This window comes from Kribbella catacumbae DSM 19601 (genome assembly GCF_000372465.1).
Taxonomy (GTDB): domain Bacteria; phylum Actinomycetota; class Actinomycetes; order Propionibacteriales; family Kribbellaceae; genus Kribbella; species Kribbella catacumbae.
Genome location: NZ_AQUZ01000001.1, coordinates 167480 through 191149, shown reverse-complemented (window position 1 = coordinate 191149; position 23670 = coordinate 167480). Strand labels below are relative to the sequence as shown.

The 23670-nt window shown below is 68.1% G+C and carries 25 protein-coding genes, 1 tRNA gene and 1 riboswitch; of the genes, 22 read left to right on the top strand and 4 right to left on the bottom strand.

The window, feature by feature from the left end; translation table 11 throughout:
• Positions 1 to 33 precede the first annotated feature (33 nt).
• The 7 genes from A3ES_RS0100905 to A3ES_RS0100875 all read left to right on the top strand — a co-directional run bounded on the left by A3ES_RS0100905 (position 34) and on the right by A3ES_RS0100875 (position 8489).
• A complete protein-coding gene (locus A3ES_RS0100905) occupies positions 34 to 867 on the top strand; it encodes an intradiol ring-cleavage dioxygenase (protein WP_020384881.1) in 834 nt (277 codons plus the stop codon).
• Between the two features lie 35 nt (positions 868 to 902).
• Positions 903 to 2054 carry a site-2 protease family protein gene (locus tag A3ES_RS0100900; RefSeq protein ID WP_237744826.1) on the top strand — a complete coding sequence of 384 codons (1152 nt, stop codon included), beginning with the start codon at positions 903 to 905 and terminating at the stop codon, positions 2052 to 2054.
• A gap of 487 nt (positions 2055 to 2541) precedes the next feature.
• Positions 2542 to 3498 carry a tRNA (adenine-N1)-methyltransferase gene (locus A3ES_RS0100895; protein WP_051084591.1) on the top strand — a complete coding sequence of 319 codons (957 nt, stop codon included), beginning with the start codon at positions 2542 to 2544 and terminating at the stop codon, positions 3496 to 3498.
• A gap of 69 nt (positions 3499 to 3567) precedes the next feature.
• Positions 3568 to 5313 carry a proteasome ATPase gene (gene arc / locus A3ES_RS0100890; RefSeq protein ID WP_020384878.1) on the top strand — a complete coding sequence of 582 codons (1746 nt, stop codon included), beginning with the start codon at positions 3568 to 3570 and terminating at the stop codon, positions 5311 to 5313.
• Positions 5314 to 5418: 105 nt separating this feature from the next.
• Positions 5419 to 5955 (top strand): hypothetical protein, encoded by a 537-nt coding sequence (locus tag A3ES_RS0100885; protein WP_020384877.1) that lies wholly within the window; start codon positions 5419 to 5421, stop codon positions 5953 to 5955.
• A 178-nt stretch (positions 5956 to 6133) separates the two neighbouring features.
• Positions 6134 to 8032 carry an endo-1,4-beta-xylanase gene (locus A3ES_RS52280; protein WP_083933108.1) on the top strand — a complete coding sequence of 633 codons (1899 nt, stop codon included), beginning with the start codon at positions 6134 to 6136 and terminating at the stop codon, positions 8030 to 8032.
• A 121-nt stretch (positions 8033 to 8153) separates the two neighbouring features.
• Positions 8154 to 8489, top strand: coding sequence for a hypothetical protein (locus A3ES_RS0100875; RefSeq protein WP_020384875.1), 336 nt, complete (start codon positions 8154 to 8156; stop codon positions 8487 to 8489).
• A 13-nt stretch (positions 8490 to 8502) separates the two neighbouring features.
• On the opposite strand, the gene A3ES_RS0100870 is transcribed toward A3ES_RS0100875, so the two are convergent.
• From A3ES_RS0100870 to A3ES_RS0100860, 3 genes are all read right to left on the bottom strand, one after another.
• A complete protein-coding gene (locus A3ES_RS0100870) occupies positions 8503 to 9393 on the bottom strand; it encodes a hypothetical protein (protein WP_020384874.1) in 891 nt (296 codons plus the stop codon).
• Entirely contained in the window at positions 9390 to 10034 is a 645-nt protein-coding gene (locus tag A3ES_RS0100865) for an RNA polymerase sigma factor (protein WP_020384873.1), read from the bottom strand. Before A3ES_RS0100865 ends, A3ES_RS0100870 begins: the two co-directional genes overlap by 4 nt.
• Before the next feature lie 63 nt (positions 10035 to 10097).
• Entirely contained in the window at positions 10098 to 10631 is a 534-nt protein-coding gene (locus A3ES_RS0100860) for an NUDIX hydrolase (RefSeq protein ID WP_020384872.1), read from the bottom strand.
• 73 nt (positions 10632 to 10704) lie between these two features.
• On the opposite strand from A3ES_RS0100860, the gene dop reads away from it, so the two are divergent.
• The 15 genes from dop to A3ES_RS0100785 all read left to right on the top strand — a co-directional run bounded on the left by dop (position 10705) and on the right by A3ES_RS0100785 (position 22369).
• The gene (dop, locus tag A3ES_RS0100855; protein ID WP_026162449.1) at positions 10705 to 12225 is read left to right on the top strand and encodes a depupylase/deamidase Dop; all 1521 of its coding nucleotides are present in this window, start codon (positions 10705 to 10707) and stop codon (positions 12223 to 12225) included.
• Between the two features lie 58 nt (positions 12226 to 12283).
• Positions 12284 to 12493 carry a ubiquitin-like protein Pup gene (locus A3ES_RS0100850; protein WP_020384870.1) on the top strand — a complete coding sequence of 70 codons (210 nt, stop codon included), beginning with the start codon at positions 12284 to 12286 and terminating at the stop codon, positions 12491 to 12493.
• Between the two features lie 8 nt (positions 12494 to 12501).
• Positions 12502 to 13353, top strand: coding sequence for a proteasome subunit beta (gene prcB, locus A3ES_RS0100845; protein WP_020384869.1), 852 nt, complete (start codon positions 12502 to 12504; stop codon positions 13351 to 13353).
• Between the two features lie 32 nt (positions 13354 to 13385).
• Positions 13386 to 14252 carry a proteasome subunit alpha gene (gene prcA, locus A3ES_RS0100840; protein WP_020384868.1) on the top strand — a complete coding sequence of 289 codons (867 nt, stop codon included), beginning with the start codon at positions 13386 to 13388 and terminating at the stop codon, positions 14250 to 14252.
• A gap of 166 nt (positions 14253 to 14418) precedes the next feature.
• Positions 14419 to 14670: a type II toxin-antitoxin system Phd/YefM family antitoxin gene (locus tag A3ES_RS52275; RefSeq protein ID WP_083933106.1), complete on the top strand. Its 252-nt coding sequence runs from the start codon at positions 14419 to 14421 to the stop codon at positions 14668 to 14670.
• Positions 14667 to 15047: a type II toxin-antitoxin system VapC family toxin gene (locus A3ES_RS0100830; protein ID WP_020384866.1), complete on the top strand. Its 381-nt coding sequence runs from the start codon at positions 14667 to 14669 to the stop codon at positions 15045 to 15047. The genes A3ES_RS52275 and A3ES_RS0100830 overlap by 4 nt, the downstream gene beginning before the upstream one ends.
• Positions 15048 to 15125: 78 nt before the next feature.
• Positions 15126 to 15216, top strand: a riboswitch (ZMP/ZTP riboswitch).
• A 29-nt stretch (positions 15217 to 15245) separates the two neighbouring features.
• On the top strand, positions 15246 to 16109 hold the full coding sequence (locus tag A3ES_RS0100825; protein ID WP_020384865.1) for a bifunctional 5,10-methylenetetrahydrofolate dehydrogenase/5,10-methenyltetrahydrofolate cyclohydrolase: 864 nt from the start codon (positions 15246 to 15248) through the stop codon (positions 16107 to 16109).
• Positions 16110 to 16177: 68 nt separating this feature from the next.
• On the top strand, positions 16178 to 16546 hold the full coding sequence (aroH, locus tag A3ES_RS0100820; protein ID WP_020384864.1) for a chorismate mutase: 369 nt from the start codon (positions 16178 to 16180) through the stop codon (positions 16544 to 16546).
• Positions 16543 to 17616: a prephenate dehydrogenase gene (locus A3ES_RS0100815; protein WP_020384863.1), complete on the top strand. Its 1074-nt coding sequence runs from the start codon at positions 16543 to 16545 to the stop codon at positions 17614 to 17616. The genes aroH and A3ES_RS0100815 overlap by 4 nt, the downstream gene beginning before the upstream one ends.
• Positions 17617 to 17626: 10 nt before the next feature.
• Positions 17627 to 18313: a (d)CMP kinase gene (gene cmk, locus A3ES_RS0100810; protein WP_020384862.1), complete on the top strand. Its 687-nt coding sequence runs from the start codon at positions 17627 to 17629 to the stop codon at positions 18311 to 18313.
• Positions 18310 to 19041 (top strand): lysophospholipid acyltransferase family protein, encoded by a 732-nt coding sequence (locus tag A3ES_RS0100805; RefSeq protein ID WP_020384861.1) that lies wholly within the window; start codon positions 18310 to 18312, stop codon positions 19039 to 19041. The genes cmk and A3ES_RS0100805 overlap by 4 nt, the downstream gene beginning before the upstream one ends.
• Positions 19034 to 20416, top strand: coding sequence for a ribosome biogenesis GTPase Der (der, locus tag A3ES_RS0100800; protein WP_020384860.1), 1383 nt, complete (start codon positions 19034 to 19036; stop codon positions 20414 to 20416). The genes A3ES_RS0100805 and der overlap by 8 nt, the downstream gene beginning before the upstream one ends.
• A gap of 71 nt (positions 20417 to 20487) precedes the next feature.
• Positions 20488 to 20561: transfer RNA gene (locus A3ES_RS0100795), tRNA-Pro, on the top strand.
• Between the two features lie 50 nt (positions 20562 to 20611).
• On the top strand, positions 20612 to 21391 hold the full coding sequence (locus A3ES_RS0100790) for a group I intron-associated PD-(D/E)XK endonuclease (RefSeq protein ID WP_026162448.1): 780 nt from the start codon (positions 20612 to 20614) through the stop codon (positions 21389 to 21391).
• A 48-nt stretch (positions 21392 to 21439) separates the two neighbouring features.
• The gene (locus A3ES_RS0100785; RefSeq protein WP_020384859.1) at positions 21440 to 22369 is read left to right on the top strand and encodes a S1C family serine protease; all 930 of its coding nucleotides are present in this window, start codon (positions 21440 to 21442) and stop codon (positions 22367 to 22369) included.
• A 125-nt stretch (positions 22370 to 22494) separates the two neighbouring features.
• On the opposite strand, the gene A3ES_RS0100780 is transcribed toward A3ES_RS0100785, so the two are convergent.
• A complete protein-coding gene (locus A3ES_RS0100780; RefSeq protein ID WP_020384858.1) occupies positions 22495 to 23628 on the bottom strand; it encodes a LuxR C-terminal-related transcriptional regulator in 1134 nt (377 codons plus the stop codon).
• Positions 23629 to 23670: the final 42 nt, after the last annotated feature.

Here is a 23670-nt window from a genome sequence, read left to right as displayed (position 1 = left end):
CCTGGATCTACAAGCAAGGGCGAGGAGACCGAGATGCATGACCATGACAGAGGCCTCGAGTACGACCTGGGCGTACTCCGGCGGCGCAACGTCCTGAGGCTGTTCGCAGGAGCAGGCCTGGCGGTGGTGGCCGGTTGCGCGGCAGACGACAGCGCCTCAGGCGGCTCGTCGCCGAGTGCCTCCACCAGCACCAGCAGCACGCCGACGGCCGGTACGTCGACTGGCACCACGTCGAGTGTCGATGTCGACGAGATCCCGGAAGAGACCGCCGGACCCTACCCGGGCGACGGGTCCAACGGCCCGAACGTCCTGACCGAGTCCGGCATCGTGCGCAAGGACATCACCAAGAGCTTCGGCTCCGCGAGCGGCGTTGCCGAGGGCGTCCCGCTCACGGTCGAACTCGTAGTACTGGATGCGGCCAAGGACACCCCTCTGGCGGGTGCGGCCGTCTACCTGTGGCACTGCGACGCGCAGGGGCGCTACTCGCTCTACGACGGCGAGATCAGCGGCGAGAACTACTGCCGCGGAGTACAGGCTGCCGACGAGAGCGGGAAGGTCACCTTCACCACCATCTTCCCCGCGGCGTACCAGGGGAGGTGGCCGCACATCCACTTCGAGGTCTACGCATCGCTGTCCGAGGCCACGGCGGCCGGGAAGATCAGTGCGACCTCCCAGCTGGCTCTGCCGGCCGAGGCGTGCAACGCGGTCTACGCGACTTCGGGGTACGACGGAAGTGCGCGGAACATGTCGCAGACCTCGCTGGAGAACGACAACGTCTTCTCCGACGACGGCGCCGTCCACCAGTTGGCCACCATGAGCGGCGGCGTTGAGCAGGGTTACACGGCGCGGCTTACGGTGGGTGTATAGCGCACTGTTACACCTCGACCAGTAGCGTTACCTCGATGTCCGATTCGCGTGATCCCCAGAGTCCCGCCCAGCCTGCCGGTCCTACGCCCGGCACCTGGGTGATCGGTCGTGTCAAGGGCATCAAGCTCACCATGAGGTTCACCTGGCTGCCGGTGGCGGTACTGCTGGCGCTGGGCTTCTCCAGCATCATCGGTGCGCAGTTCCCGGAGCTGGGCAGCTGGCGGTACGTCGCGTCGTTCGTGTTCGTCGTCGCGTTCACCGCGTCGATCCTGATCCACGAGCTGGCGCACGCGCTGGTGGCCATGCGGTTCGGCATCCCGGTGTCGGAGATCAACCTGGGGTTCTTCGCGGCCGGCACGCACATCGAGGGGGAGCGGAAGAGCCCGTTCGAGGAGTTCGCCGTTTCCGTGGTCGGCCCGCTGGCGTCGCTGCTGGTCGGCGGACTGGCGTACCTCGGCTCGCGGGCAGTGGACGAGGGCGTCGGGTACGTCGCGTTGTTCAACCTCGCGATGGCCAACCTGATCGTCGGCGTCACCAACCTGCTGCCGGGGCTGCCGCTGGACGGCGGCTGGGTGCTGCGGGCGTTCGTCTGGAAGGTGACGGGCAACCCGCACACCGGCACGATCGCGGCCGCCTGGGCGGGCCGGGTGATCGCCATCGCTGTCCTGGCGGCGCCGGTGATCCTGGAACAGCTCTTCAACCGGGAGCCCACCCTCATCGACTTCGTGATCGCGCTGGCGGTCGGGTTCTTCCTCTGGATGGGGTCGACGGCGGCCTTGATGCAGGCCCGGCTCCGGCAGAAGCTGCCGGCGCTGCAGGTGCGCACGATGGCTCGCCGAGCGATCGCAGTACACGCCAACATGCCGATCTCGGAGGCCGTTCGGCTGGCCACGGGTGCACAGGCCGGCGCGGTCGTCGTCATCGACGGGGACGACAAGCCGCATGCGCTGGTCTCGGAGTCGGCCGTCAACGCGGTCGCCCAGAACCAGCGCCCCTGGACCACGGTCGGCGAGGTCGCCACCCGGATCGGCGCGGGCCACATCATCGGCGTCAACGACACCGGCGAGGAGATCCTCGCCACCCTCCGCAAGAGCCCCGCCTCGGAGTACCTCGTGCTGGACACGAACGGCGAGGTCTACGGAGTCCTCGCCACCGCAGACGTAGAACAGGCCTTCCGCAACCGCTGACCTCAGCAACGCGTACTGCGGGTGCTGACGGTCGCGGCCCACCCGTCCAGCCGAGCGGGCCTCCAGTCGACCGACCCGGCCTTCATCCTGCCGATCGGCGCCTACCTGTCTGCACCACTAGCGCCTTATGGGGCGACTGGCGTGCTAAAGCGCGCCAGTCGCCCCGTAAGGCGGCAGCGTCCCGGGACCAACCCGCTCCGCACCGGCGAGACAGCACCGTCCCTGACACATGCACCTGTCGCGTCGCCGCCGGAGCCGTCTTCCGGACCGCCGTGCACGCACCACCCGTCGCGGCCGCGCCGACACGCCGCGGTACGCGCTTGCCCGGCCGGCCTCTGCAGGCATGGCGATCCGTTGCCTGGGGCAACTGGCTTGGGGTGCTCGTGGGGGTCGGGTTGATGGGTGGGGTCCGGTTGCGGCGGGGTGGGGGTAGGGGGTGTGGCGGCATTCTGAGGTCGTCGGGGTGGCGAAGTAGGGTGACCCTCTTATGTCTGATCTTCGTGATTTTCCTGATGCTTCCTTCTCCGGGGTGCACCACGGTCCGCTGCAGGCGGGCGAATGGGTGACGCTTTCCGACTCCAAGGGCCGGCGGCACTCGGTCTTCCTGGAGCGGGGGAAGATCTTCCACACCACCAAGGGCGGGATCGAGCACGACGAGCTGATCGACGGGCCGGACGCGGTGGTGGTCCGGTCCAAGGGCGGGGTCGAGTACCTCGCGCTGCGGCCGCTGATGGCCGACTACTCGGTGTCGATGCCGCGTGGCGCGGCGGTGATCTACCCCAAGGACACCGCCCAGATCGTGACGATGGCCGACATCTTCCCCGGCGCGAAGGTGGTCGAGGCCGGCGCTGGGTCGGGCGCGCTGACCACCGCGCTGCTGCGGGCGGTCGGGATCCACGGTCAGGTGATCTCGTTCGAGCGCCGCGAGGACTTCGCCGAGGTGGCCCGCAAGAACGTGACGGGCTTCTTCGGCGCGGAGCACCCGGCCTGGCGGCTCGAGGTCGGCGACCTGGTCGAGTCGCTGGACGAAGAGGACGTCGACCGCGTCGTACTGGACATGCTGGCCCCCTGGGAGTGCGTAGACGCTGTCGCGGCCGCCCTGGTGCCGGGTGGGGTGTTCTGCGCGTACGTCGCCACCACGACCCAGCTGAGCCGCTTCGTGGAGACGCTGCGAGCGCATGGCGAGTTCACCGAGCCCCGGGCCTGGGAGTCCCTCGTGCGCGACTGGCACGTCGAAGGGCTGGCCGTCCGGCCAGGACACCGGATGCAGGGTCACACCGCCTTCCTGGTCACCGCGCGACGGATGGCGCCCGGCGTACAGGCACCGCGGAAGAAGCGCCGGCCGGCACCGGGTGCCTACGGCGACGACTATTCCGGGCCGCGCAAGTCCGATACACCTGCGGACACGCCGGGGACAACCGATTCATCCGCAACCGACACGTGATGGGATTCAGCTTGCTCGGCGTGCTTTTCTGGGTAAGGTCCATAGGGTCGAGCCCCACATGGTGAGGTGATGATCGTGGCTGGAGACGAGAGTCCTACCGCGGCAGAGCTGCGTAACCAGGTCCGTTACCTGGAGGCCGAGGTCGCAGCGTTGCGGCGGAGGTTGTTGGAGCACCCGGCGGACAGCCGGTCGCTCGAGAGCAGACTGTCCGAAACCCAGGCGTCCTTGGCGAGCGTGACCGCGCAGAACGAGCGGTTGGCGGAAACGTTGCGCGAGGCCCGAGAGAAGATCATCGCCCTGAAGGAGGAAGTCGACCGGCTGGCCCAACCGCCGTCCGGTTTCGGTACCTTCCTGGGCCGCAACGACGACGACACGCTGGACGTGTTCACCGGGGGCCGCAAGCTCCGCGTCGCGGCGAGCCCGTCAGTCGACCTGGACGCGCTCCGGCTCGGCCAGGAACTGATGCTGAACGAGGCGCTGAACGTGGTCGAGGCCTGCGACTTCGAGGTCGTCGGCGACGTGGTGATGCTGAAGGAGCTGCTGGCCGACGGCGAGCGGGCACTGGTGATCGCGCAGGCCGACGAGGAACGCGTCGTCCGGCTCGCCTCTCCGCTGCTCGACATCGCCCTGCGGGCCGGTGACTCGTTGCTGCTGGAGCCCCGTTCGGGCTACGTCTACGAGAAGATCCCGAAGTCCGAGGTCGAGGAGCTGATCCTCGAAGAGGTCCCGGACATCGACTACACCCAGATCGGTGGACTGGCCGGCCAGATCGAGCAGATCCGGGACGCGGTCGAGCTGCCATACCTGCACAAGGACCTGTTCCTCGAGCACGAGCTGAAGCCGCCGAAGGGTGTCCTGCTGTACGGCCCGCCGGGCTGTGGCAAGACGCTGATCGCGAAGGCGGTGGCGAACTCGCTGGCCAAGAAGGTGGCCGAACGGACCGGGGTGGAGGGGCAGAAGTCGTTCTTCCTCAACATCAAGGGCCCGGAGCTGCTGAACAAGTACGTCGGCGAGACCGAGCGGCACATCCGCCTGGTCTTCCAGCGGGCTCGTGAGAAGGCCTCCGAGGGCATGCCGGTGATCGTGTTCTTCGACGAGATGGACTCGCTGTTCCGCACCCGCGGTTCCGGTGTCTCCTCCGACGTCGAGAACACCATCGTGCCGCAGCTGCTGAGCGAGATCGACGGCGTCGAGGGCCTGGAGAACGTGCTGGTCATCGGTGCCTCGAACCGGGAGGACATGATCGACCCGGCGATCCTGCGGCCGGGCCGGCTGGACGTGAAGATCAAGATCGAGCGGCCGGACGCCGAGTCCGCCCGCGACATCTTCTCGAAGTACCTGACCACCACCCTGCCGCTGCACGCCGACGACCTGGGCGAGTTCGCCGGCGACCGGCGCGAGTGCGTGAACGGGATGATCCAGCGCACGGTCGAGCGGATGTACACCGAGGCCGACGAGAACCGCTTCCTGGAGGTCACCTACGCCAACGGTGACAAGGAAGTCCTGTACTTCAAGGACTTCAACTCCGGCGCGATGATCCAGAACATCGTCGACCGGGCCAAGAAGATGGCGATCAAGGCCTTCCTGGACGACAACCAGAAGGGCCTGCGGGTGCAGCACCTGCTGCAGGCCTGCGTGGACGAGTTCAAGGAGAACGAGGACCTGCCGAACACGACCAACCCGGACGACTGGGCCCGGATCTCCGGCAAGAAGGGCGAGCGGATCGTCTACATCCGCACACTCATCTCCGGCAAGCAGGGCACCGAGCCGGGCCGTTCGATCGACACGGCAACGAACACGGGTCAGTACCTGTAACCAGCTCCGACAACAGCCGCCCCGGTCCAGCACGGACCGAGGCGGCTGTTGCTTTGGGCCCGCACCCCGTGTTTCCGTTGGCAGCAGGGGGAGCGGGGTGTTCCGATGCTGAGGTTGACGGTCTCCGGGCGGCTGGTCGACGGCGAGATCGAGGTCGGGCAGGTCCTCACGCTGGACACGGCACCCGTCCGGAACGGCCCGTGCCTGCCGGGGGCGAGGCTGGATCTCATCGACGAGGCCGGCCGGATCGTCGCCACCGCGCCGGTGAGCTGGGATGGCGACGGGGCGATCAGTGCGGTGATCCCTGATCCGCCTCGCGGCTCGACGCTGCGGATCGTACGCGACGAGGAGGAAGTCTGGATCCGCGAACCCGCGGGGGCTCCGCCGCGCGTAGAGGGTCTGCGGGGCACCGTCGACGGCGTGTGCGTGCGACTGACCTGGCAGGAGGAGGTCTACGTCGACAGGCCGCTCCGGTTGCTGCGGTGGTCTGCTGACGAGGGGGAGACCTGGCAGTTGCTCGATGCTGCAGTCGAAGCGGAGGAGGCGACCATTCCGGCGGCGCTGCTGCCGCGACCGGCCTTGGTCCAGGTGGTTGTCGCGGACGGCTTCGACACCGCCGTGAGCGAGTGGCTCCGCCGCTGAGAGTGGCCGAAATATTTCGATCATTCTTAAGTTGGATTGCCGAATACTCATTCCTCGCTCAGGGCGAAATGTTTCGAAAAATTCGCGGGATTGCGCTCTTGATTTATCGGTTGCGTTTGTCCACGATCACTGCGTGACGTCACCCGAAATCTGACCGCCTCCAGAAAAGGTGAGCTGCATGATCAGAAGAAGCCTTGCGGCCTTGACCGCCGGCGCCCTGGCCGCGACCGGCCTCGCAGTACTCGTTCCGGCCACTGCCGAAGCCGCCACCACCCTTGGTGCCTCGGCTGCCCAGACCGGCCGGTACTTCGGTACTGCGCTCAGCGCCGGCAAACTCAACGACTCGACCTACACCACGATCGCGAACCGCGAATTCACCATGGTCACCGCCGAGAACGAAATGAAGATCGACGCTACCGAACCCAGTCGCAACCAGTTCAACTACACGAACGCCGACCGGATCGTAGACTGGGCCACCAGCAACGGAAAGCGCCTGCGCGGGCACACTCTCGCCTGGCATTCCCAGCAGCCGGGCTGGATGCAGAGCCTGAGCGGTGCCACTCTCCGCAGCGCGATGCTCAACCATGTGACGCAGGTCGCCGCGCACTACCGCGGCAAGATCTACGCCTGGGACGTGGTCAACGAGGCCTTCGCCGACGGCAGTTCCGGTGCTCGCCGGGACTCGAACCTGCAACGCACGGGCGACGATTGGATCGAAGCCGCCTTCCGAGCGGCCCGGACCGCCGACCCGGGCGCCAAGCTCTGCTACAACGACTACAACATCGACAATGCCGACCACGCGAAGACGAAGGCCGTGGTGGCGATGGTCCGCGACTTCAAGAACCGCGGCGTGCCGATCGACTGCGTCGGCCTGCAGGGACACTTCAACAGCGGGAACCCGCTGCCGGCCAACTTTCAGACGACACTGTCGACGTTCGCCGCCCTGGGCGTCGACGTACAGATCACCGAACTCGACATCCAGGGATCGGGCACCGATCAGGCGAACAAGTACCGCCAGGTGACGAACGCCTGCCTGGCGATCTCGCGCTGCAACGGCATCACTGTGTGGGGGGTGCGTGACACCGACTCCTGGCGGCCCGGCGACACGCCACTGCTGTTCGACGGCAACGGCAACAAGAAGGCTGCGTACACCGCAGTCCTGGATGCGCTCAACGGCGCTCCTCCGACCAACCCGCCGCCCACCGATTGCCGTAACGGGTTCGTCGCGCTGACCTTCGATGACGGGCCGAACCCGGGCAACACCCCCGCCTTGCTCAACGCGCTGCGGGCGGCCGGAGTACGGGCGACGATGTTCAACACCGGGCAGAACGCTGCGGCCAACGCGGCTCTGGTGGCTGCTCAGGCGAGTGCGGGGATGTGGATCGCCAACCACAGCTACACCCACCCGCACATGCTCACGCTGAGTACGGCCGCGATATCGTCCGAGCTCTCCCGAACCCAGACCGCCATCCAGAACGCGGGAGGCGGTACGCCGAAGCTGTTCCGGCCGCCGTACGGCGAAACGAACGCCACCCTTGAGTCGGTCGCGTCCGGCCTCGAGCTGAGGACGATCATCTGGGACGTCGACTCGCAGGACTGGAACGGCGCCACTACCGCGCAGATCGTCCAGGCCGCGGGCCGGCTCACGAACGGCCAGAGCATCCTCATGCACGATCAGTACGCGGCCACTGTCGCCGCGATTCCACAGATCGTCTCGGATCTGCGTAACCGCGGCCTGTGCGCAGGGATGATCTCTCCGACGACCGGCCGCGCCGTCGGCCCCGACGCCAACAACCCACCGCCCGGCCGCGGCTGCACCGCGACGTACTCCGACGGCCAGTCCTGGCCCGACCGTTTCAACGGCCAGGTCGCGGTGACTGGCTCCAGCAACTGGACCGTCACAGTCACCACCCGCGCCCCGCAGAAGATCATCGCCACCTGGAATGCCACCGTCAGCTGGGATACCACCGGCAACGTCATGACCGCCCGCCCGAACGGCAGCGGTAACACCTTCGGATTCACCGTCCAACACGGCGGCAACCAAACTCGCCCGACCGTAACCTGCTCCGCCACCTGATCCCATCCATCTCTCCCTCCCAGGTGGTGCGGCCGCCGTCCCACCTGGGAGACCCCGGAGCAGGGCAGGGTCGGGGTTCTCCCCGATAGCCGTCGGCCCGCGGTCGTCGTACCGTGTCGCCATGGCGACGGAAGACATTCGCAAGGACCTGCGTGCTGCCGTGGCGGCGCGGCAGGAGCTGGGGCCGGAGTACGAGCTCGAGGTCATCGAAGGGTTCCTCGCCAAACTCGACGCGCACACCGCCCAGCACCTCGCCACGCCACCGGTGAAGGCGGAGACGCCCAGCCGGGAAGGCGACCCGGGTGGGCTCGCGCTGGCCATCGTCTCGGTCGCCGCAGGCATCCCGATCACCGCGATCGCCGCCACTCAGGAAGGCGCCTTCGCCATCGTCATCTGCTGGGGCGGCCTGGTCGGAATCAACCTGGCCCGGTCGATCTCACGCTTCATCGGCCGCTGAAGCTCACCCTCAGCTAGAGCTTGACCGGCACCGGATTGCCGGCCGCGTCGAAGGCTCGGACCTGTTGCTTCAGGTGGTCGCCGTTGACGAACTTTCCGCGGGTCTGGACCTCCGTATAGGCGAAACCTCCGTCGACGACACCCTCCGTCCACTCACCGAACTTGCCCTTCCAGACCGACCGGGCCTCGACTCGGGCGATCTCCGGCCGGGCCCGATACAAGGTCCACAACTGCAGCGTGCCGTTGTTTTTCGTCATCTCGAACCCGCTGGTGTCGAGCGCCACCAATCCTTGCGCGGCTGTCGGCCGAGCGGTCCATACCTTGTTGGCCACGACGACAGTTGATCCGATGGACCCGAGTCCCGCAGACGGCGTACGCGTCAGGCAGAGTCTCACCCCGAGGTTGTAGGCAGAGCTGCCCGGAGATGAGCCGCGGCGAGCTCGTTCGCCAGTGGCATTCCGTGTAACCGGCGGCGGATCGGACTTCTTCGGCTGGCTGGCCACCGCGACAGCTGTCGTGCTGTCGCCGGTGATGCCGCGCACGTGGCGCGTCCACAGCAGGTTGGGGTTCTCGGTCTCGTTGGGCCACTGGCAGTCGCCTTGGAGTTTCGGCAGCAGGGCAGCCGGAACCGCACCGCGATCCACCTTCGGAGCTCCCGAAGCGGGGGACACGCCGCTGGGAGCAGGCGTACCGGCGACGCCCGGATCGGCGGTCGGCTTGTCGGTGACGACCAGCGTGCCGGCCACGACCGCCGCTACGCCGCCGATGGCAATCACCGGGGCGGCCCACCGCCAGACCGAGCGACCGGTCGTGGGCCTGGCCTGGTCCATCACTCGATTCCGCAGCCGGGACCGCTTGGACGGACTCAACGGGGGCACGGGTGGCGGGTCCAGCTGGATGTTCATGAGAGCTCCTCGGTGAAAGTGACCCGCGCGAGCAAGTCGGGAAAGCGACGACGGGTGCGGTGCAGCCTCGCTTTGACAGTGCCGACCGGTACGCCGAGCGCGTCCGCGGCCTCGGCCTGGGTGAGGCCGGCCCAGACGACCAGTTCGAGCGTCTCCCGCTCGTGCCGGGGCAGCTTGGCGACCGCCCGGCGGATCGTCGACATCCGCAGCTCGTCGTCGAGCCGGTTGGCCACCTCGGCGGCATGATCGGTGCCGTGGACGGGGCCGGGCAGCCGGTCGACCAGGTTGCGGAACCGGGCGGCAGTGCGCGCCAGCGTCCGGCATTCGTAGCCGGCTACGACCAGTAGCCAGCCGCGGGCGGTCGGAGCGGTCAGCGGGCCTGGTGGGTTGCGATGGAAGCGTCGCCAGGTGGCCAGGAACGTCGTCTGGACAACGTCCTCGGCCGTGCTCCAGGAGGCGGTCCGCCGGAACGCGAACGAGTGCACGTCGTCCGCGTAGCGATCGAACAGCTCGCCCAGCGCCAGCTGGTCACCTTGCCGCAGCCGCTCCCACAGCTCGTGGTCGGAACCCGGGTCGGGTCCGGTCTCGGCCACTGAGGAGGCCATCGCGGGCTCCGTCTCGTCGGTCAAAATGGTGTTCACAGCGGTAAGTGACCGCTCAGCCCTCGGATGGTTGCATCACGACCGGGCTGGATCGCTGACCCGCTACGCCTGAGTCTGCCAGGGGTTATCGGACGGCTGGGCGAGGGCGCGGACCAGCGGGCCCAGCAGAGCGGTGGTGTCTGGCATGAAGGGCCAGGTGGGGTCGTCCAGTTTGGTGACGAGGTCGGTGGGGGACATCCATGCGCCCCACTCGACCTCCTCTGGCTGGTGTTTGACGGGGCCGTCCCAGACGCAGGTGTAGAGGTAGGCGTGGTAGCTGGTGTGGTCGTCCGCGTAGTCGCCCTCGGGCAGGCGGGTCAGTTCGACGCCGGTGATGCCCAGCTCCTCGGCCAGCTCGCGCACGACAGCGCCGTACGGGTCCTCCCCGGCCGCGACGACACCACCCGCGGCGAAGTCGTAGCGGCCCGGGTAGACGTCCTTCGTGGGCGTCCGGCGGTGCACGTAGATCTCACCGGCACTGTTCCGGACCAGTACGCCGGTCGCGCCGTGGCGCAGGTTCTCGCGCCGCATGACCGAGCGCGGGGCGGACCCGCACACCTTGCCGTCGTCGTCCAGCAATGCCACGAGTTCGTCCATTTGTGCAGTCTCACAGGTCACCCCGCGGTGACATCAACCCATTTAGTCCGCCGTACCGCGTAGGCTCGATCATATGAGTGTTCGGCGGATCATGGGGACCGAGACCGAGTTCGGCATCTCGGTTCCTGGCCAGCCCGGGGCCAACCCGATGCTGACTTCGAGCCAGGTGGTGAACGGCTATGCCCAGACGCAGCCTCTGGCGCGCAAAACCCGGTGGGACTTCGACGAGGAGCACCCACTGCGAGACGCGCGCGGCTTCGACCTGAGCCGGGAGGTGGCCGACTCCAGCCAGCTCACCGACGAGGAGACCGGGCTGGCCAACGTCATCCTCACCAACGGCGCCCGGCTGTACGTCGACCATGCCCACCCGGAGTACTCCTCGCCCGAGTGCACCAACCCGCGGGACGTGGTGGTCTGGGACAAGGCCGGCGAGCTGGTGATCATGGAGGGTGCGCGGCAGGCCCGGCAGATCCCTGGGGCGCCCCCGCTGAACCTGTACAAGAACAACACCGACAACAAGGGCGCGTCGTACGGCTCGCACGAGAACTACCTGATGCGCCGGTCCACGCCGTTCGCGTCGATCGTGCGGCACCTGACCCCGTTCTTCGTCAGCCGCCAGGTGGTCACCGGCGCCGGCCGGGTCGGGATCGGCCAGGACGGCAACACCAACGGGTTCCAGATCAGCCAGCGGGCCGACTACTTCGAGGTCGAGGTCGGCCTGGAGACGACGCTCAAGCGGCCGATCATCAACACCCGCGACGAGCCGCACGCGAACCCGGACCGCTACCGCCGGCTGCACGTGATCATCGGCGACGCGAACCTGTCCGAGATCTCCACGTACCTGAAGGTCGGTACGACGTCGCTGGTGCTGGCGATGATCGAGGACGGCTGGCTGACCGACGACCTGTCCGTCGACCGGCCGGTCACCGCGCTGCACGAGATCAGCCACGACCCGACCTGCACGCACCACATGACGCTGAAGGACGGCCGCAAGATCACCGCCGTCCAGCTCCAGGTGGAGTATCTGGAGCAGGCCCGCAAGTACGTCGAGGACAAGTACGGCGACGACGCCGACCGGCAGACCAAGGACGTCCTGCAGCGCTGGGAGAGCGTGCTCGACCAGCTCGCGACGGACCCGATGCAGCTGTCCGACCAGCTCGACTGGGTCGCCAAGCTGAAGCTGCTGCAGTCCTACCGCGATCGCGACGGCCTGGAGTGGGACGACTCGAAGCTGCACCTGGTCGACCTGCAGTACGCCGATCTCCGCCCGGACAAGGGCCTGTACTACAAGCTGGTCAAGTCCGGCCGGATGCAGCGCCTGGTCAGCGACGAGGAGATCCGGATGGCCGTCTCGCATCCGCCGACCGACACCCGCGCCTATTTCCGCGGCCGCTGCATGCAGCAGTACGCCGGCCAGGTCGCAGCCGCCTCCTGGGACTCGGTGATCTTCGATCTCCCCGGACGTGAATCGTTGCAACGCATCCCGACGCTGGACCCGCTGCGCGGTACAAAGGCACACGTCGGGGCCCTGCTGGACCAATGCGACACCGCGAGTGACCTGGTTCGCACCATCACTGGGGGTGCCGCCGGGTAGGGTCGCTATAGAGAGCCGGTTGGGCGGCTCTCCACTGCGGTTCTAGGAGGTGTGTGCCATGGCGAAGGACGGCGGACAGCAGCACAAGCAGCCGAAGCGTTCGACGACCGAAGAAGAGGTCACCGAGGTCAAGTCGACCGAGGACGTCGCCGAACGCAAGGAACGGCTCGACGACGACGTGGACTCGATCCTCGACGAGATCGACGAGGTGCTCGAGGAGAACGCGGAAGAGTTCGTCCGCGGTTTCGTGCAAAAGGGTGGGGAGTGAACCGCTAGATGAGATTCGATGCCTCCGGCCGGTTGCCGGAAGCCTTCCTGACCCCAGGTGGCTCGTCCTTCATGGACTTCCTGGCCGGGCACGCGCCCGACCTGTTGCCCGGACGACGCGACCTGGGGCTGGGTGACCTGAACGGCACTCTGTCACGGGACGTCCCGCACGGTACGACGATCGTCGCGGCCACCTTCCCCGGCGGGGTCGTGATGGCCGGCGACCGGCGCGCGACGATGGGCAACATCATCGCCCAGCGCGACATCGAGAAGGTCTTCCCGGCCGACGAGTACTCCTGCGTCGCCTTCGCCGGTACGGCGGGCCTCGGGATCGAGATGGTGCGCCTGTTCCAGGTCGAGCTGGAGCACTACGAGAAGCTCGAGGGCACTACGCTCAGCCTCGACGGCAAGGCCAGCCGGCTGACCGCGCTGATCCGCGGCAACCTGCCGATGGCGATGCAGGGCCTGGCCGTGGTGCCGCTGTTCGCGGGCTACGACCCCGACATCGAGGGCGGCCGGATCTTCTCGTACGACCCGACCGGTGGGCGGTACGAGGAGCGCGCTTTCCACAGCGTCGGTTCGGGTTCGCTGTTCGCCCGTGGCGCGCTGAAGAAGCTGCACCGCGACGACCTGAGCGAGACCGAGGCCGTCACAGTGTCCATCCAGGCGCTGATCGATGCGGCCGACGACGACTCGGCGACCGGTGGTCCGGACATGCTGCGCCGGATCTTCCCGGTGATCGGCGTGGTCACCGCCGACGGCTACCGCCGGCTGCCGGCCGATGAGGTCGGTGCGCTGGTCGACACCGTCATGGACGCCCGGCACCAGCGCCCGGACGGCCCGGCCGCGCCCCTCACCTGAACCCCATCGACTGATAGAGGACGACACCCTAGATGAGCGTTCCGTTCTACGTCTCACCCGAACAGCTGATGCGGGACCGGGCCGACTTCGCGCGCAAGGGCATCGCCAAGGGCCGCAGCGCGATCGCGCTGCAGTACGCCGACGGCATCCTGTTCGTGGCCGAGAACCGGTCCCCGGCCCTGCACAAGGTCGCCGAGATCTACGACCGGCTGGCCTTCGCCGCCGTCGGCCGCTACAACGAGTTCGAGAACCTGCGGATCGCCGGCGTCCGGCTGGCGGACATGCGCGGGTACTCCTACGACCGGCGCGACGTCACCGGCCGGGCGCTGGCCAACGCCTACGCGCAGACGCTCGGCGCGATCTTCTCCTCCGGTGGGGAGAAGCCGCTCGAGGTCGAGATCCTGGTCGCCGAGGTCGGCGTCAGCACGGCCGAGGACACGATCTACCGGCTCACCTACGACGGCTCGATCGCGGACGTCCGCGGGTACGCCGTGATGGGTGGCCCGGCGGAGCAGGTGGCCGAGTACGTCGGTGAGCACTACTCCGAGGGCATCTCGCTGGCCGGGGCACTGCGCCTCGCGGTGGACGCGCTCGGCCACGACGGCACGGAGATCCGGCAGCTCGAGCCGGACCAGATCGAGGTTGCCATCCTGGATCGGAGCCGGACCCAGGTGCGGAAGTTCAAGCGGATCTCCGACGAGACGCTGGCCCGGATCCTGTCCGAGTCCCGGCCGGACACGTCGCCGTCCGAGCCAGCCGCGCACACCGAAGCGGCCGAGACGGTCAACGGCGGCAACTACGAGAGTGAGTCCACGGACGACGCCCCGGTGGCGCCGCCCGCCGAGGACGACACTCCGATCGCCCCACCGGAAGACCCGGACGCCGACCGCCCCCTGTGACGGACTCGTTGCCGTCCGCCCCGGGCCCAACGCCCGCGGCGGACGGCGCCGGTCTGCCGGAGTCCTCCGCCGCCGAGTTGCACGCAGACGGCGCGACGCACGGCCGGACAGCTAGGACCTGGTCACCATCCGGGCGGTTGTGTAGCACAGGTGCTACCTTCGGGGTATGGACACTCTCGGACTACGTGAGCTCCGCCAGCACGCCAGCGACCTAGTACGCCGGGCCGAAGCCGGTGAACACCTGCTCATCACCGTCGCCGGCCGGCCGGCCGCTGTGCTCGGACCGCCCGAGCGCGACCACTGGCGACGCTACGAAGACGTGGCCGACCTGCTCATCGGCACCACCGATGACGAATGGGACGAGGACCGCGAACTCATCGATGACCAGCTCACCGACCCATGGGAGCGGCATCAGTGAAAGCCGTCCTCGACACCAGCGTCCTCATCGCCGGACTCACCGCCCCGATCCCCGGCGAACTCGCGATCAGCACCATCAGCCTCGCCGAATTGCACTTCGGAGTTCTGGTCGCCAGATCCTCCGCGGCCAGGGCCGGACGGCTACGGCGACTCGCCGGCATTGAACGAGCCTTCGAGGCGCTGCCCGTTGACGACGCTGTAGCCCGCGCATACGGAACCCTCGCTGCCGCGGTGGTCGACGCCGGACGGCAACCTCGAAGCCGATCCTTCGCTCTCGTCATCGCTGCAACCGCCCGTGTGCACGACGCACGCCTCTACACCCGCAACGCCAAAGACCTTGCCGGACTCGAAGACCTCGTTGATGTCGTCGCGGTCTGACCCCTCGTCCACGTACGGCAGCCCAAAGCGGAGAGGACGTTGCCGATCTGGCGCCGCCCTGGACGAGCAGTAGGATTCTTGGTGGACCGCGACTGGCGTTGAGGTGGGGTACCACCGGGGAACGGTCTGCCGGTGTTAGCCGGCTGAGCCGCGCGCCTGGGCAACGAATCTTTTCGTCGACGCCCGAAGGAGCGCGCTATGACTGAGACCGCCCGACTGATGGTCGGCACCCACCTTGCTGCCGAGATGGTGGCTAACGCTGCCGAGCGAGCCAAGAAACTGCAGGACGAAACCGGCGTACAGCCGTGTCTGGCGACGGTGCTCGTCGGAGACGATCCGGCGTCGGCCACCTACGTCCGGATGAAGCAGAACCGCAGCAAAAAGGCCGGGATCGGCTCGCTGAGCGTCGTACTGCCGGCGGAGACGACCACCGAGGAACTCGTGGCTGAGCTGGGCAAGCTGTCCGCGGACCCAGCCGTACACGGGATTCTGTTGCAGCACCCGGTGCCCGGGCACATCGACGAGCGGGCCGCGTTCGAGGCGATCGATCCGGGCAAGGACGTCGACGGCGTCACCATGCACGCCTTCGCCGCGATGGCGTTCGGCGAGCCCGGCTTCGTCTCCTGTACGCCGGGTGGAATCCTCCGCTTGCTGCAGGCGTACGACGTACCGCTGGAAGGCGCGCACGCGGTCGTCATCGGCCGCAGCCCGATCCTCGGCAAGCCCGCCGGAATGTTGCTGCTGGCATCGAACGCGACGGTCACCTACACGCATTCGAAGACCCGCGACCTGGCCGGAATCGTCCGGACGGCCGACATCGTGGTGGCTGCGGTCGGCCGGGCGAACTTCGTCCGCGGCGACTGGCTGAAACCCGGTGCCGTCGTCATCGATGCCGGATACAACGAAGGCAACGTGGGCGATGTCCACTACGAGGAGGCCACGCAGGTGGCGAGTCTGATCACCCCGGTCCCCGGCGGGGTAGGCCCGATGACGATCGCGCTGCTGCTGGAGCAGACGGTCGACGCCGCGGAGGCACAGACAGCGCGGATTCCGAGACGGTGACGCAACCACTGCGCCTTCTGTCCTAGGGTTGAGGGTGAGAGGCATCACCGATCTAGGAGGCAGACGCAGTGGCGGTACGGGCGATCCGCGGTGCCACCCAGCTCGAGGTGGACGAGCGCGAGCATCTGCTCGAACGGTCCGCCGAGCTGGTCAGGGCCGTGCTGGAGGCCAACGACCTGGAGTCGGAGGACCTGATCAGCATCCTGTTCACCGTCACGCCGGACCTGCACTCGGAGTTCCCGGCGGTGGCCGGCCGGCAGATCGGGCTGACCGACGTACCGCTGATGTGCATGCAGGAGATCGACGTGCCGCACGCATTGCCGCGGGTGGTCCGGATGATGGTGCATGCGGAGTCGCCGCGGTCGCGCGAGAAGATCCAGCACGTCTACCTGCACGGTGCAGTCAGTCTGCGCCCCGACCTGACCGGCGCCCAGTGACCGAGCTGCGGGGTCCCGTCCGGATCGTCGGTACCGGCCTGATCGGTACGTCGATCGGCCTGGCCCTCGGCCGGCTCGGCGTCGTGGTCGAGCTCGTCGACGCCGATCCCGACAGTGCCTTGATGGCCGAGCGGATCGGGGCCGGTTCGCGGCTGGTCCAGATCGAGCCGCAGTTGGTCGTTGTCGCTGTCCCGCCGGATCACGTCGGTGAGGTCGTCGTCGAGCAGCTGCAGCAGACCGATGCGATCGTCACCGACGCCGCCAGCGTGAAGTCGAAGCCACTCTTCGACGCCCTTGCGCTGGTCGGTTCGCCGGAAGAGCTGTCCCGGTACGTCGGCAGTCACCCGATGGCCGGGTCCGAGCGGAACGGCCCGCTGGCCGGCCGGGCCGACCTGTTCGACGGCGCGACCTGGGCGATCACTCCCCACGAGAACAGCGATCCCGACGCGGTCGAGCTGGTACGACGGCTCGCCGAGGCCGCCGGCGCTCGTACTGTCGAGCTGTCCGTCCAGGACCACGATCTCGCGGTGGCTCGCGTCTCGCATCTGCCGCAGTTGATGTCGTCGCTGGCCGCCGGCACGCTGGTCGACGCGCCCGCCGCGCACCTCGAGCTGTCCGGCCAAGGCGTCCGTGACGTCACCCGGATCGCGGCCGGCGACCCGGGCCTGTGGACCCAGATCGTCTCGGCGAACTCGCCCGCGCTGAGCGGCCTGCTGGAGCAGATCCGGGACGAGCTCGACCGGCTGTTGATTGCCTTGGGCAAGGAAGAGGCGACCGGCGAGCTGACCGCGGTGCTGAACCGCGGCGTGTCCGGCGCGATCCGGGTACCGGGCAAGCACGGCACTCCGCACATCGAGCTGGTACCGGTGATGGTCACCATTCCCGACCGGCCGGGCCAGCTGGCCCGGTTGTTCGCGGATGCGGCCGAGTCCGGCGCCAACGTCGAGGATCTGCGGATCGACCACAGCCCTGGCCGCCCGGTCGGTGAGGTCGAGCTGTCGGTCAAACCGGTGTCGGTGGATCAGCTGGTCCGGGTACTGACCGAGCGGGGCTGGTCCGTGCACCGGTAATCTTCGGGCCATGATCATCGCTGTTGACGGCCCGAGCGGGTCCGGTAAGTCGAGCACGGCCCGCGGAGTCGCGACCAGGCTCGGTCTGCAGTACCTGGACACCGGCGCGATGTACCGGGCGGTGACCTGGTCGGCGCTCGAGCACGGGCTCGACCTGGACGACCTCGCTGCGGTCGCCGAGCGCGCCCGCGCGGTCCGGCTGTCGATCAGCACCGATCCGCAGCGGGCCCGGTTCGCAGCCGATGGGGTGGACGTCACCGAGGCGATCCGGGATCCCCGGATCAGCGCGAGCGTCAGCAAGATCGCCACCAACCTCGACGTACGGGCCGAGCTGATCCGCCGCCAGCGGGAGCTGATCGAGGCATCCCAGCCGACCGGTGGTGCGGTTGTCGAGGGACGCGATATCGCCACGGTGGTCGCGCCGCAGGCAGAGCTGAAGGTGCTGCTCACCGCTGACCAGGACGCCCGGATGGCCCGCCGCAGGGCGGAGCTGGCCGAGGGCGCGGTGACCGCGGAGCAGTTGCGGGACCAGATCATCCGGCGGGACGCCGACGACTCCACCGTCTCGCAGTTCCAGGTGGCCTCCGACGGCGCGGTGGAAATCGATTCGACCCATCTGACGTTGGATGAAGTGATCGATGTCATCTGCCGACTCGCCAAGGAGGCTGAGGCCGTGCCGCGCGACCAGGAGTCATGACCGCCGACGAGCTGACCGGGCACCGGGATCTGCCCCGGACCGACGATCTGCCTGCCATCCCGCACCGGTTGGGTAGTGTGCTGCGTCACGCCGTCCGGCCCTACATGCGCTGGCGGTACGAGCTGACGACCCACCATGAGGACCGCTTCCCGGCCACCGGCCCGGTCCTGATCGCGCCGAACCACCTCAGCCTGCTGGACGGGCCGTTGCTGGGCGCGATCGCGCCGCGGATGCTGCACCAGCTGGGCAAGATCGAGGCGTTCCACGGCTTGCAGGGGTTCATGCTGCACCGGGCCGGCCAGATCGCGATCGACCGTACGCAGTACGACGTACTGGCGATCCGCCGGGCGATCCAGATCCTGCGCGAGGGCCGCGCGCTGAGCGTCTACCCCGAGGGGACCCGGGGGCCCGGCGACTTCCGCAAGGTGCGCGGGGGCGTGGCCTACCTGGCCATGGTCACCGGAGCGCCGATCCTGCCGGTCGCTCTGCTCGGCACACGTCAGCCGGGCGGCGATATCGAGCACTTTCCGCCCCGGGGGAGCCGGGTGCACGTGGTATATGGCGAGACCTTCACGGTTGACCGCGTATCCTTTCCCAGGAGGCAGGTCGACGTACGCGCGGTTGCCGACCAGATCGGCGACGTGTTGCGGGCCCATGTGCAGGCGGCCGTCGAAGCCACCGGCCACCCGCTCCCGGGCGTGCCAGACCAGAAGGATCCTGATGAGTGACCTGCCCACCGGCTACGAGTTCGAAGCGGAGCCGACCCACGACCGTGAAGACACCGGCCCGCTGCCGGTGGTGGCGATCGTCGGCCGGCCGAACGTCGGCAAGTCGACGCTGGTGAACCGGATCATCGGCCGCCGCGAGGCTGTGGTCGAGGACACACCGGGCGTCACTCGCGACCGCGTCTCTTACGACGCCAACTGGGCCGGCCGCGGCTTCACGCTGGTCGACACCGGCGGCTGGGACCCGGACGCCGTCGGCATGGCCGCGCTCGTCGCCGCCCAGGCCGAGGTCGCGATCAACGCGGCCGACGCGGTGCTGTTCGTGGTCGACGCGACGGTCGGGATCACCGACTCCGACGAGGCTGTCGTCCGGGTACTGCGTAAGGCGGGCAAGCCGGTCGTACTGGCTGCCAACAAGGTCGACGACCAGCGGGTCGAGGCCGAGGCGATGAACCTGTGGAGTCTGGGGATCGGGGAGCCGTTCCCGATCTCGGCGATGCACGGCCGCGGTACCGGCGACATGCTGGACGCGGTACTGGCCGCGTTGCCGGAGGCACCGGCTGAGCGGGACCCCGAGCTGGGCGGCCCGCGCCGGGTCGCGATCGTCGGCAAGCCGAACGTGGGCAAGTCCTCGCTGCTGAACAAGGTGGCCAAGGAGGACCGCGTCGTCGTCAGCGAGGTCTCCGGCACGACGGTGGACCCGGTGGACGAGGAGATCATCCTCGGCGGCAAGCAGTGGCGCTTCATCGATACCGCAGGCATCCGCCGCAAGGTGAAGAACGTCCAGGGCCACGAGTACTACGCCAGCCTCCGCACCAACAGCGCGATCGAGCGGGCCGAGGTCGTCGTCGTGGTGATCGACGCGTCCGAGCCGATGACCGAGCAGGACCTGCGGATCATGAACACGGTCGAGGAAGCCGGCAAGGCGCTCGTCATCGCCTACAACAAGTGGGACCTGGTCGATGAAGACCGGCGCTACTACCTGGAGCGCGAGATCGACCGCGATCTGGTGCAGTTCCGCTGGGCGCCGCGCGTGAACATCAGCGCGATGACCGGCCGCCACATGGAGAAGCTGGTGCCGGCGATCGAGGCGGCGCTGGACGGCTGGCAGACGCGTGTCCCGACGGGTCAGCTGAACGCGTTCCTCGGCCGTTTGGTGGCGGCGCACCCGCACCCGGTGCGCAGCGGCAAGCAGCCGAAGATCCTCTTCGGCACCCAGGCGACGACGATGCCGCCGACCTTCGCGATCTTCACCTCGGGCGCCTTCGAGCCGTCGTACCAGCGCTTCATCGAACGCCGCCTCCGCGAAGACTTCGGCTTCGTCGGCAGCCCGGTCCACGTCCAGATCCGCCCCCGAGTGAAGAAGCCAAAACGCTGAGACCCCTTGGTCAAACGAGGTCCGCGAATGGGGTAAGGTTTACCCCGGTCGTCCTCCTGGGGACGACCATTCGGGCTGTAGCGCAGCTTGGTAGCGCATTTGGCTGGGGGCCAAAGGGTCGCAGGTTCAAATCCTGTCAGCCCGACCGAAAAGAGGGGCACCGATTCTGTCGGTGCCCCTCTTTATTGTCTCCCCATGAACACCATCGGGGACAAGCGCAGCTGGAGCGATGCCCAACTGCGCAAGGCGGTTGAAGGCAGCCTGACCTGGCGTGCTGTCGCTCGCTTGTTGGGGCTGAAGGCGAACTCCGCCGGGGTGATCCGGACCATCAAGAGACACGCGGATCGCCTTGGCCTGGACGCGTCGCACTTCACCGGGCAACGCCGCTGGTCCGATGGGCAGATGCGGGAGGCTGTACCCTTCTCGACGTCCTGGGCTGAGGTGCTGACCCGTCTCGGTGTCGCCGACAACGCGGCATCCCGGGTCCGCGTGAAGGGGCATGCCGCGCGGCTCGGCGTGAGCTACGAGCATCTGATGACACCCGACGTCCCGTCTCCGGAGGACGCGTTCTTCGTCCGGCCAGGCCAGCTGGAGATGCTGCGCGTCGCCGCTCCGGCGGTAGCGATGGCCTGGTTTGCTCTGCGAGGTTGTCCGGTCGCGTTGCCGGTCGAGCCTCAGGTGTACGACTTGCTGGTCACAACGGAGAAGGGAATCCAGCGAGTGCAGGTGAAGAGCTGTACGCAGCGCGATGGCAAGGGCCGCTGGGTGGTCGGTATCGGGTGGCGGCCTTATGTTCTGGACAAGACTGCAGCCAAGGTGCCGTACGACCCGGATTCACTCGATCTCTTCTTCATCCTGCTGGGCGACGGCAGCATCTTCCTTGTCCCGATCGCCGCATTGGCTGGGCGGACGCAGATCTACGCCCACAACTACACCCCTTACCGGGTGGGAGACGCGTCGAGTCTGTTGACCTAGAGACGTTCGCTTGATTGCTGAGTAATGATGTAATCAGGAGGCGGCGTGATGATGGATGACGAGGTGCTGGACGCGTACTCGCGGGTGGTTTCCGGGGTGGCGGAGCGGTTGATCCCGCGGGTGGCGAGTCTGCGGGTGCGGGGCCGGCGAGGTGACTCGTCCGGGTCGGCGGTGGTGCTGACCGGCGACGGGCATCTGCTGACCAATGCGCACGTCGTCGGCGACGGCACGAGCGCGACAGCGGAGTTCGCGGACGGTACTGCGGCGCAGGCGCGGCTGGTCGGGGTGGATCGGCTGTCCGACCTCGCCGTACTGCGTGCCGACCGGGAGATCCCGGCGCCACCGGAGTACGGCGACGCGGACCGGCTCAAGGTCGGCAACCTGGTTGTTGCCGTGGGCAACCCAATCGGCCTGGCCGGAAGCGTGACGGCCGGCGTGGTGAGCGCTCTCGGCCGATCGCTGCCGGTCCGGTCCGGGGCGGCGAGCCGGATCATCGAGGACGTGATCCAGACCGACGCGGCGCTCAACCCGGGCAACTCCGGCGGAGCGCTTGCCGATGGCAACGGCCGGGTGATCGGCATCAACACCGCGGTCGCCGGGATCGGCCTCGGGCTGGCCGTGCCGATGAATCCGACCACTCGCCGGATCATCTACTCGCTGCTGCACGACGGCCGGGTCCGGCGGGCGTACCTCGGGCTGGTGACGACGCCGGCGCCACTGCGTCCGCAGCTGGCCGAGCGCTTCGGTCAACGCAACGCGTTGCGGGTCGTCGAGGTCATCTCGGGTAGCCCGGCGGCGGAGGCGGGCTTGCGGCAAGGTGATCTGGTGCTGGCCGTCGACGGCACCCCGCTCCGAGACGCGCAGTCCCTCCAACGTCAGCTCTTCGCCGACGCGATAGGCCGTCGTACCGAGATCACCGCCGTCCGCAACGGCGCCCTGGTGGATGTGGTGGCCGAGCCGGCCGAACTGACTGACTGAGCATGGCCAAAGGTTTCGGTGACGGTACTGTCGCGGACAGCTACCTACGGGACCGCCCCCTTGGAGGTTGCGCATCCTCGACGGCGGCAGTGGCAACACCATCCAGACCTTCGAAATCCCCGACGTCACGCTTTGACCGGTCCGCCCCGGAGCGGCTGACCGTCGGCGGCGCGATGCTCGTTGTCGCGGACCCGCGGCTCGTAGTGGGCGAAGAAGATCTTGCCGACCAGGTCGCGCCGGCTGCGAACCCCGGTCTTGTCGAAGACACTCTTGAGGTGTTGCTGCACGGTGTTCGCCGAGACGAAGAGGCGCTCGGCGATGTCGGTGGTCGAGTTCCCCTGCAGCACCAGGCGGGTGACCTCCTGTTCCCGATCAGTCAGCCCGTACGCCGCCATCAGCAGCGGAGCGATGCGGCTGGGATGGGCCGGCTCGACGATGACGGCGACCCGGCGTGAACTCGACGAGACCAGCGAGGTCCCATGCAGCACGACCCAGCCACCCGAACGGGACATCACCCGGGAGACGGCGACTTCCCCGGCATCGGGGTACGTCGCAGTACGCAAGGCGCGGCCGGCGACGGCGAGAACAGCCGAGGGGAGACGGCCCGCGGCCAGGTCGCCGTCCGGGAGCTCGGCGAGCCAGCGTTCGACGCCGGGCGTCGCGGACTCGATCTCCCAGTTGTCGGTGACCACGATCAGCCCGGGTGCGTCGGCGCCTTCGGGATCGATGGCCTCACCGAGCAGTAGGGAGTTGCGGGCCCCGGCCGCGAGCACTGGCGCCATGGCGCGGATGAAGGCCAGGTCGTCGTCGTCGAACAGCGGCTGTCCCTGTTCGCGGTACAGGCCGAGTGCGCCCCACACGTCGCCGCTCTTGGTGCGCAGGGACGCGATCAGCTCCTGGTCTCCGCCGTACATCATGTTCTGGTGCCACCGAGGGCTGCTGGCCGGATCGCCACCCGTGGCCTCGTGCAGGGTCGAGATGCCCCGCGCGGATCGGGCGACGTCCACGAGCTGGTTGACGTCGTCCTCGTAGTACTCCTGCGCGAGCCATTCGGGCGGCAGCTCCGGCATGCCTTCGTTGAAATGGCTGGTCACCAGCAGCGACGCCGGGTCGAGCGTGTACCAGCAAGGCGCGTCGTAGTACTGGACCGCGGGCCGGAGCGCCTCGGTCGCCTCCCGCCAGAGAGTCACCAGATCGAGGCCTTGTCGCGTCAGCGCGGCGATCCTGTCGCTGGCCCGCTGCTTCGCGTACCCGCTCACCTCCCCACCGTACGACGGTGTGGCGGGTTCTGCGGATACCAG

Coding starts and splice junctions, on each gene's coding strand:
- A3ES_RS0100790 (WP_026162448.1), top strand. CDS start 20,612: ATGAACACCATCGGGGACAAGCGCAGCTGGAGCGATGCCCAACTGCGC.
- der (WP_020384860.1), top strand. CDS start 19,034: ATGAGTGACCTGCCCACCGGCTACGAGTTCGAAGCGGAGCCGACCCAC.
- cmk (WP_020384862.1), top strand. CDS start 17,627: ATGATCATCGCTGTTGACGGCCCGAGCGGGTCCGGTAAGTCGAGCACG.
- A3ES_RS0100885 (WP_020384877.1), top strand. CDS start 5,419: ATGCTGAGGTTGACGGTCTCCGGGCGGCTGGTCGACGGCGAGATCGAG.
- A3ES_RS0100825 (WP_020384865.1), top strand. CDS start 15,246: ATGACTGAGACCGCCCGACTGATGGTCGGCACCCACCTTGCTGCCGAG.
- A3ES_RS0100900 (WP_237744826.1), top strand. CDS start 903: ATGTCCGATTCGCGTGATCCCCAGAGTCCCGCCCAGCCTGCCGGTCCT.
- A3ES_RS0100905 (WP_020384881.1), top strand. CDS start 34: ATGCATGACCATGACAGAGGCCTCGAGTACGACCTGGGCGTACTCCGG.
- prcB (WP_020384869.1), top strand. CDS start 12,502: ATGAGATTCGATGCCTCCGGCCGGTTGCCGGAAGCCTTCCTGACCCCA.
- A3ES_RS0100895 (WP_051084591.1), top strand. CDS start 2,542: ATGTCTGATCTTCGTGATTTTCCTGATGCTTCCTTCTCCGGGGTGCAC.
- prcA (WP_020384868.1), top strand. CDS start 13,386: ATGAGCGTTCCGTTCTACGTCTCACCCGAACAGCTGATGCGGGACCGG.
- arc (WP_020384878.1), top strand. CDS start 3,568: ATGATCGTGGCTGGAGACGAGAGTCCTACCGCGGCAGAGCTGCGTAAC.
- A3ES_RS0100870 (WP_020384874.1), bottom strand. CDS start 9,393: ATGAACATCCAGCTGGACCCGCCACCCGTGCCCCCGTTGAGTCCGTCC.
- A3ES_RS0100860 (WP_020384872.1), bottom strand. CDS start 10,631: ATGGACGAACTCGTGGCATTGCTGGACGACGACGGCAAGGTGTGCGGG.
- A3ES_RS52280 (WP_083933108.1), top strand. CDS start 6,134: ATGATCAGAAGAAGCCTTGCGGCCTTGACCGCCGGCGCCCTGGCCGCG.
- A3ES_RS0100805 (WP_020384861.1), top strand. CDS start 18,310: ATGACCGCCGACGAGCTGACCGGGCACCGGGATCTGCCCCGGACCGAC.
- A3ES_RS0100875 (WP_020384875.1), top strand. CDS start 8,154: ATGGCGACGGAAGACATTCGCAAGGACCTGCGTGCTGCCGTGGCGGCG.
- dop (WP_026162449.1), top strand. CDS start 10,705: ATGAGTGTTCGGCGGATCATGGGGACCGAGACCGAGTTCGGCATCTCG.
- A3ES_RS52275 (WP_083933106.1), top strand. CDS start 14,419: ATGGACACTCTCGGACTACGTGAGCTCCGCCAGCACGCCAGCGACCTA.
- A3ES_RS0100850 (WP_020384870.1), top strand. CDS start 12,284: ATGGCGAAGGACGGCGGACAGCAGCACAAGCAGCCGAAGCGTTCGACG.
- A3ES_RS0100785 (WP_020384859.1), top strand. CDS start 21,440: ATGATGGATGACGAGGTGCTGGACGCGTACTCGCGGGTGGTTTCCGGG.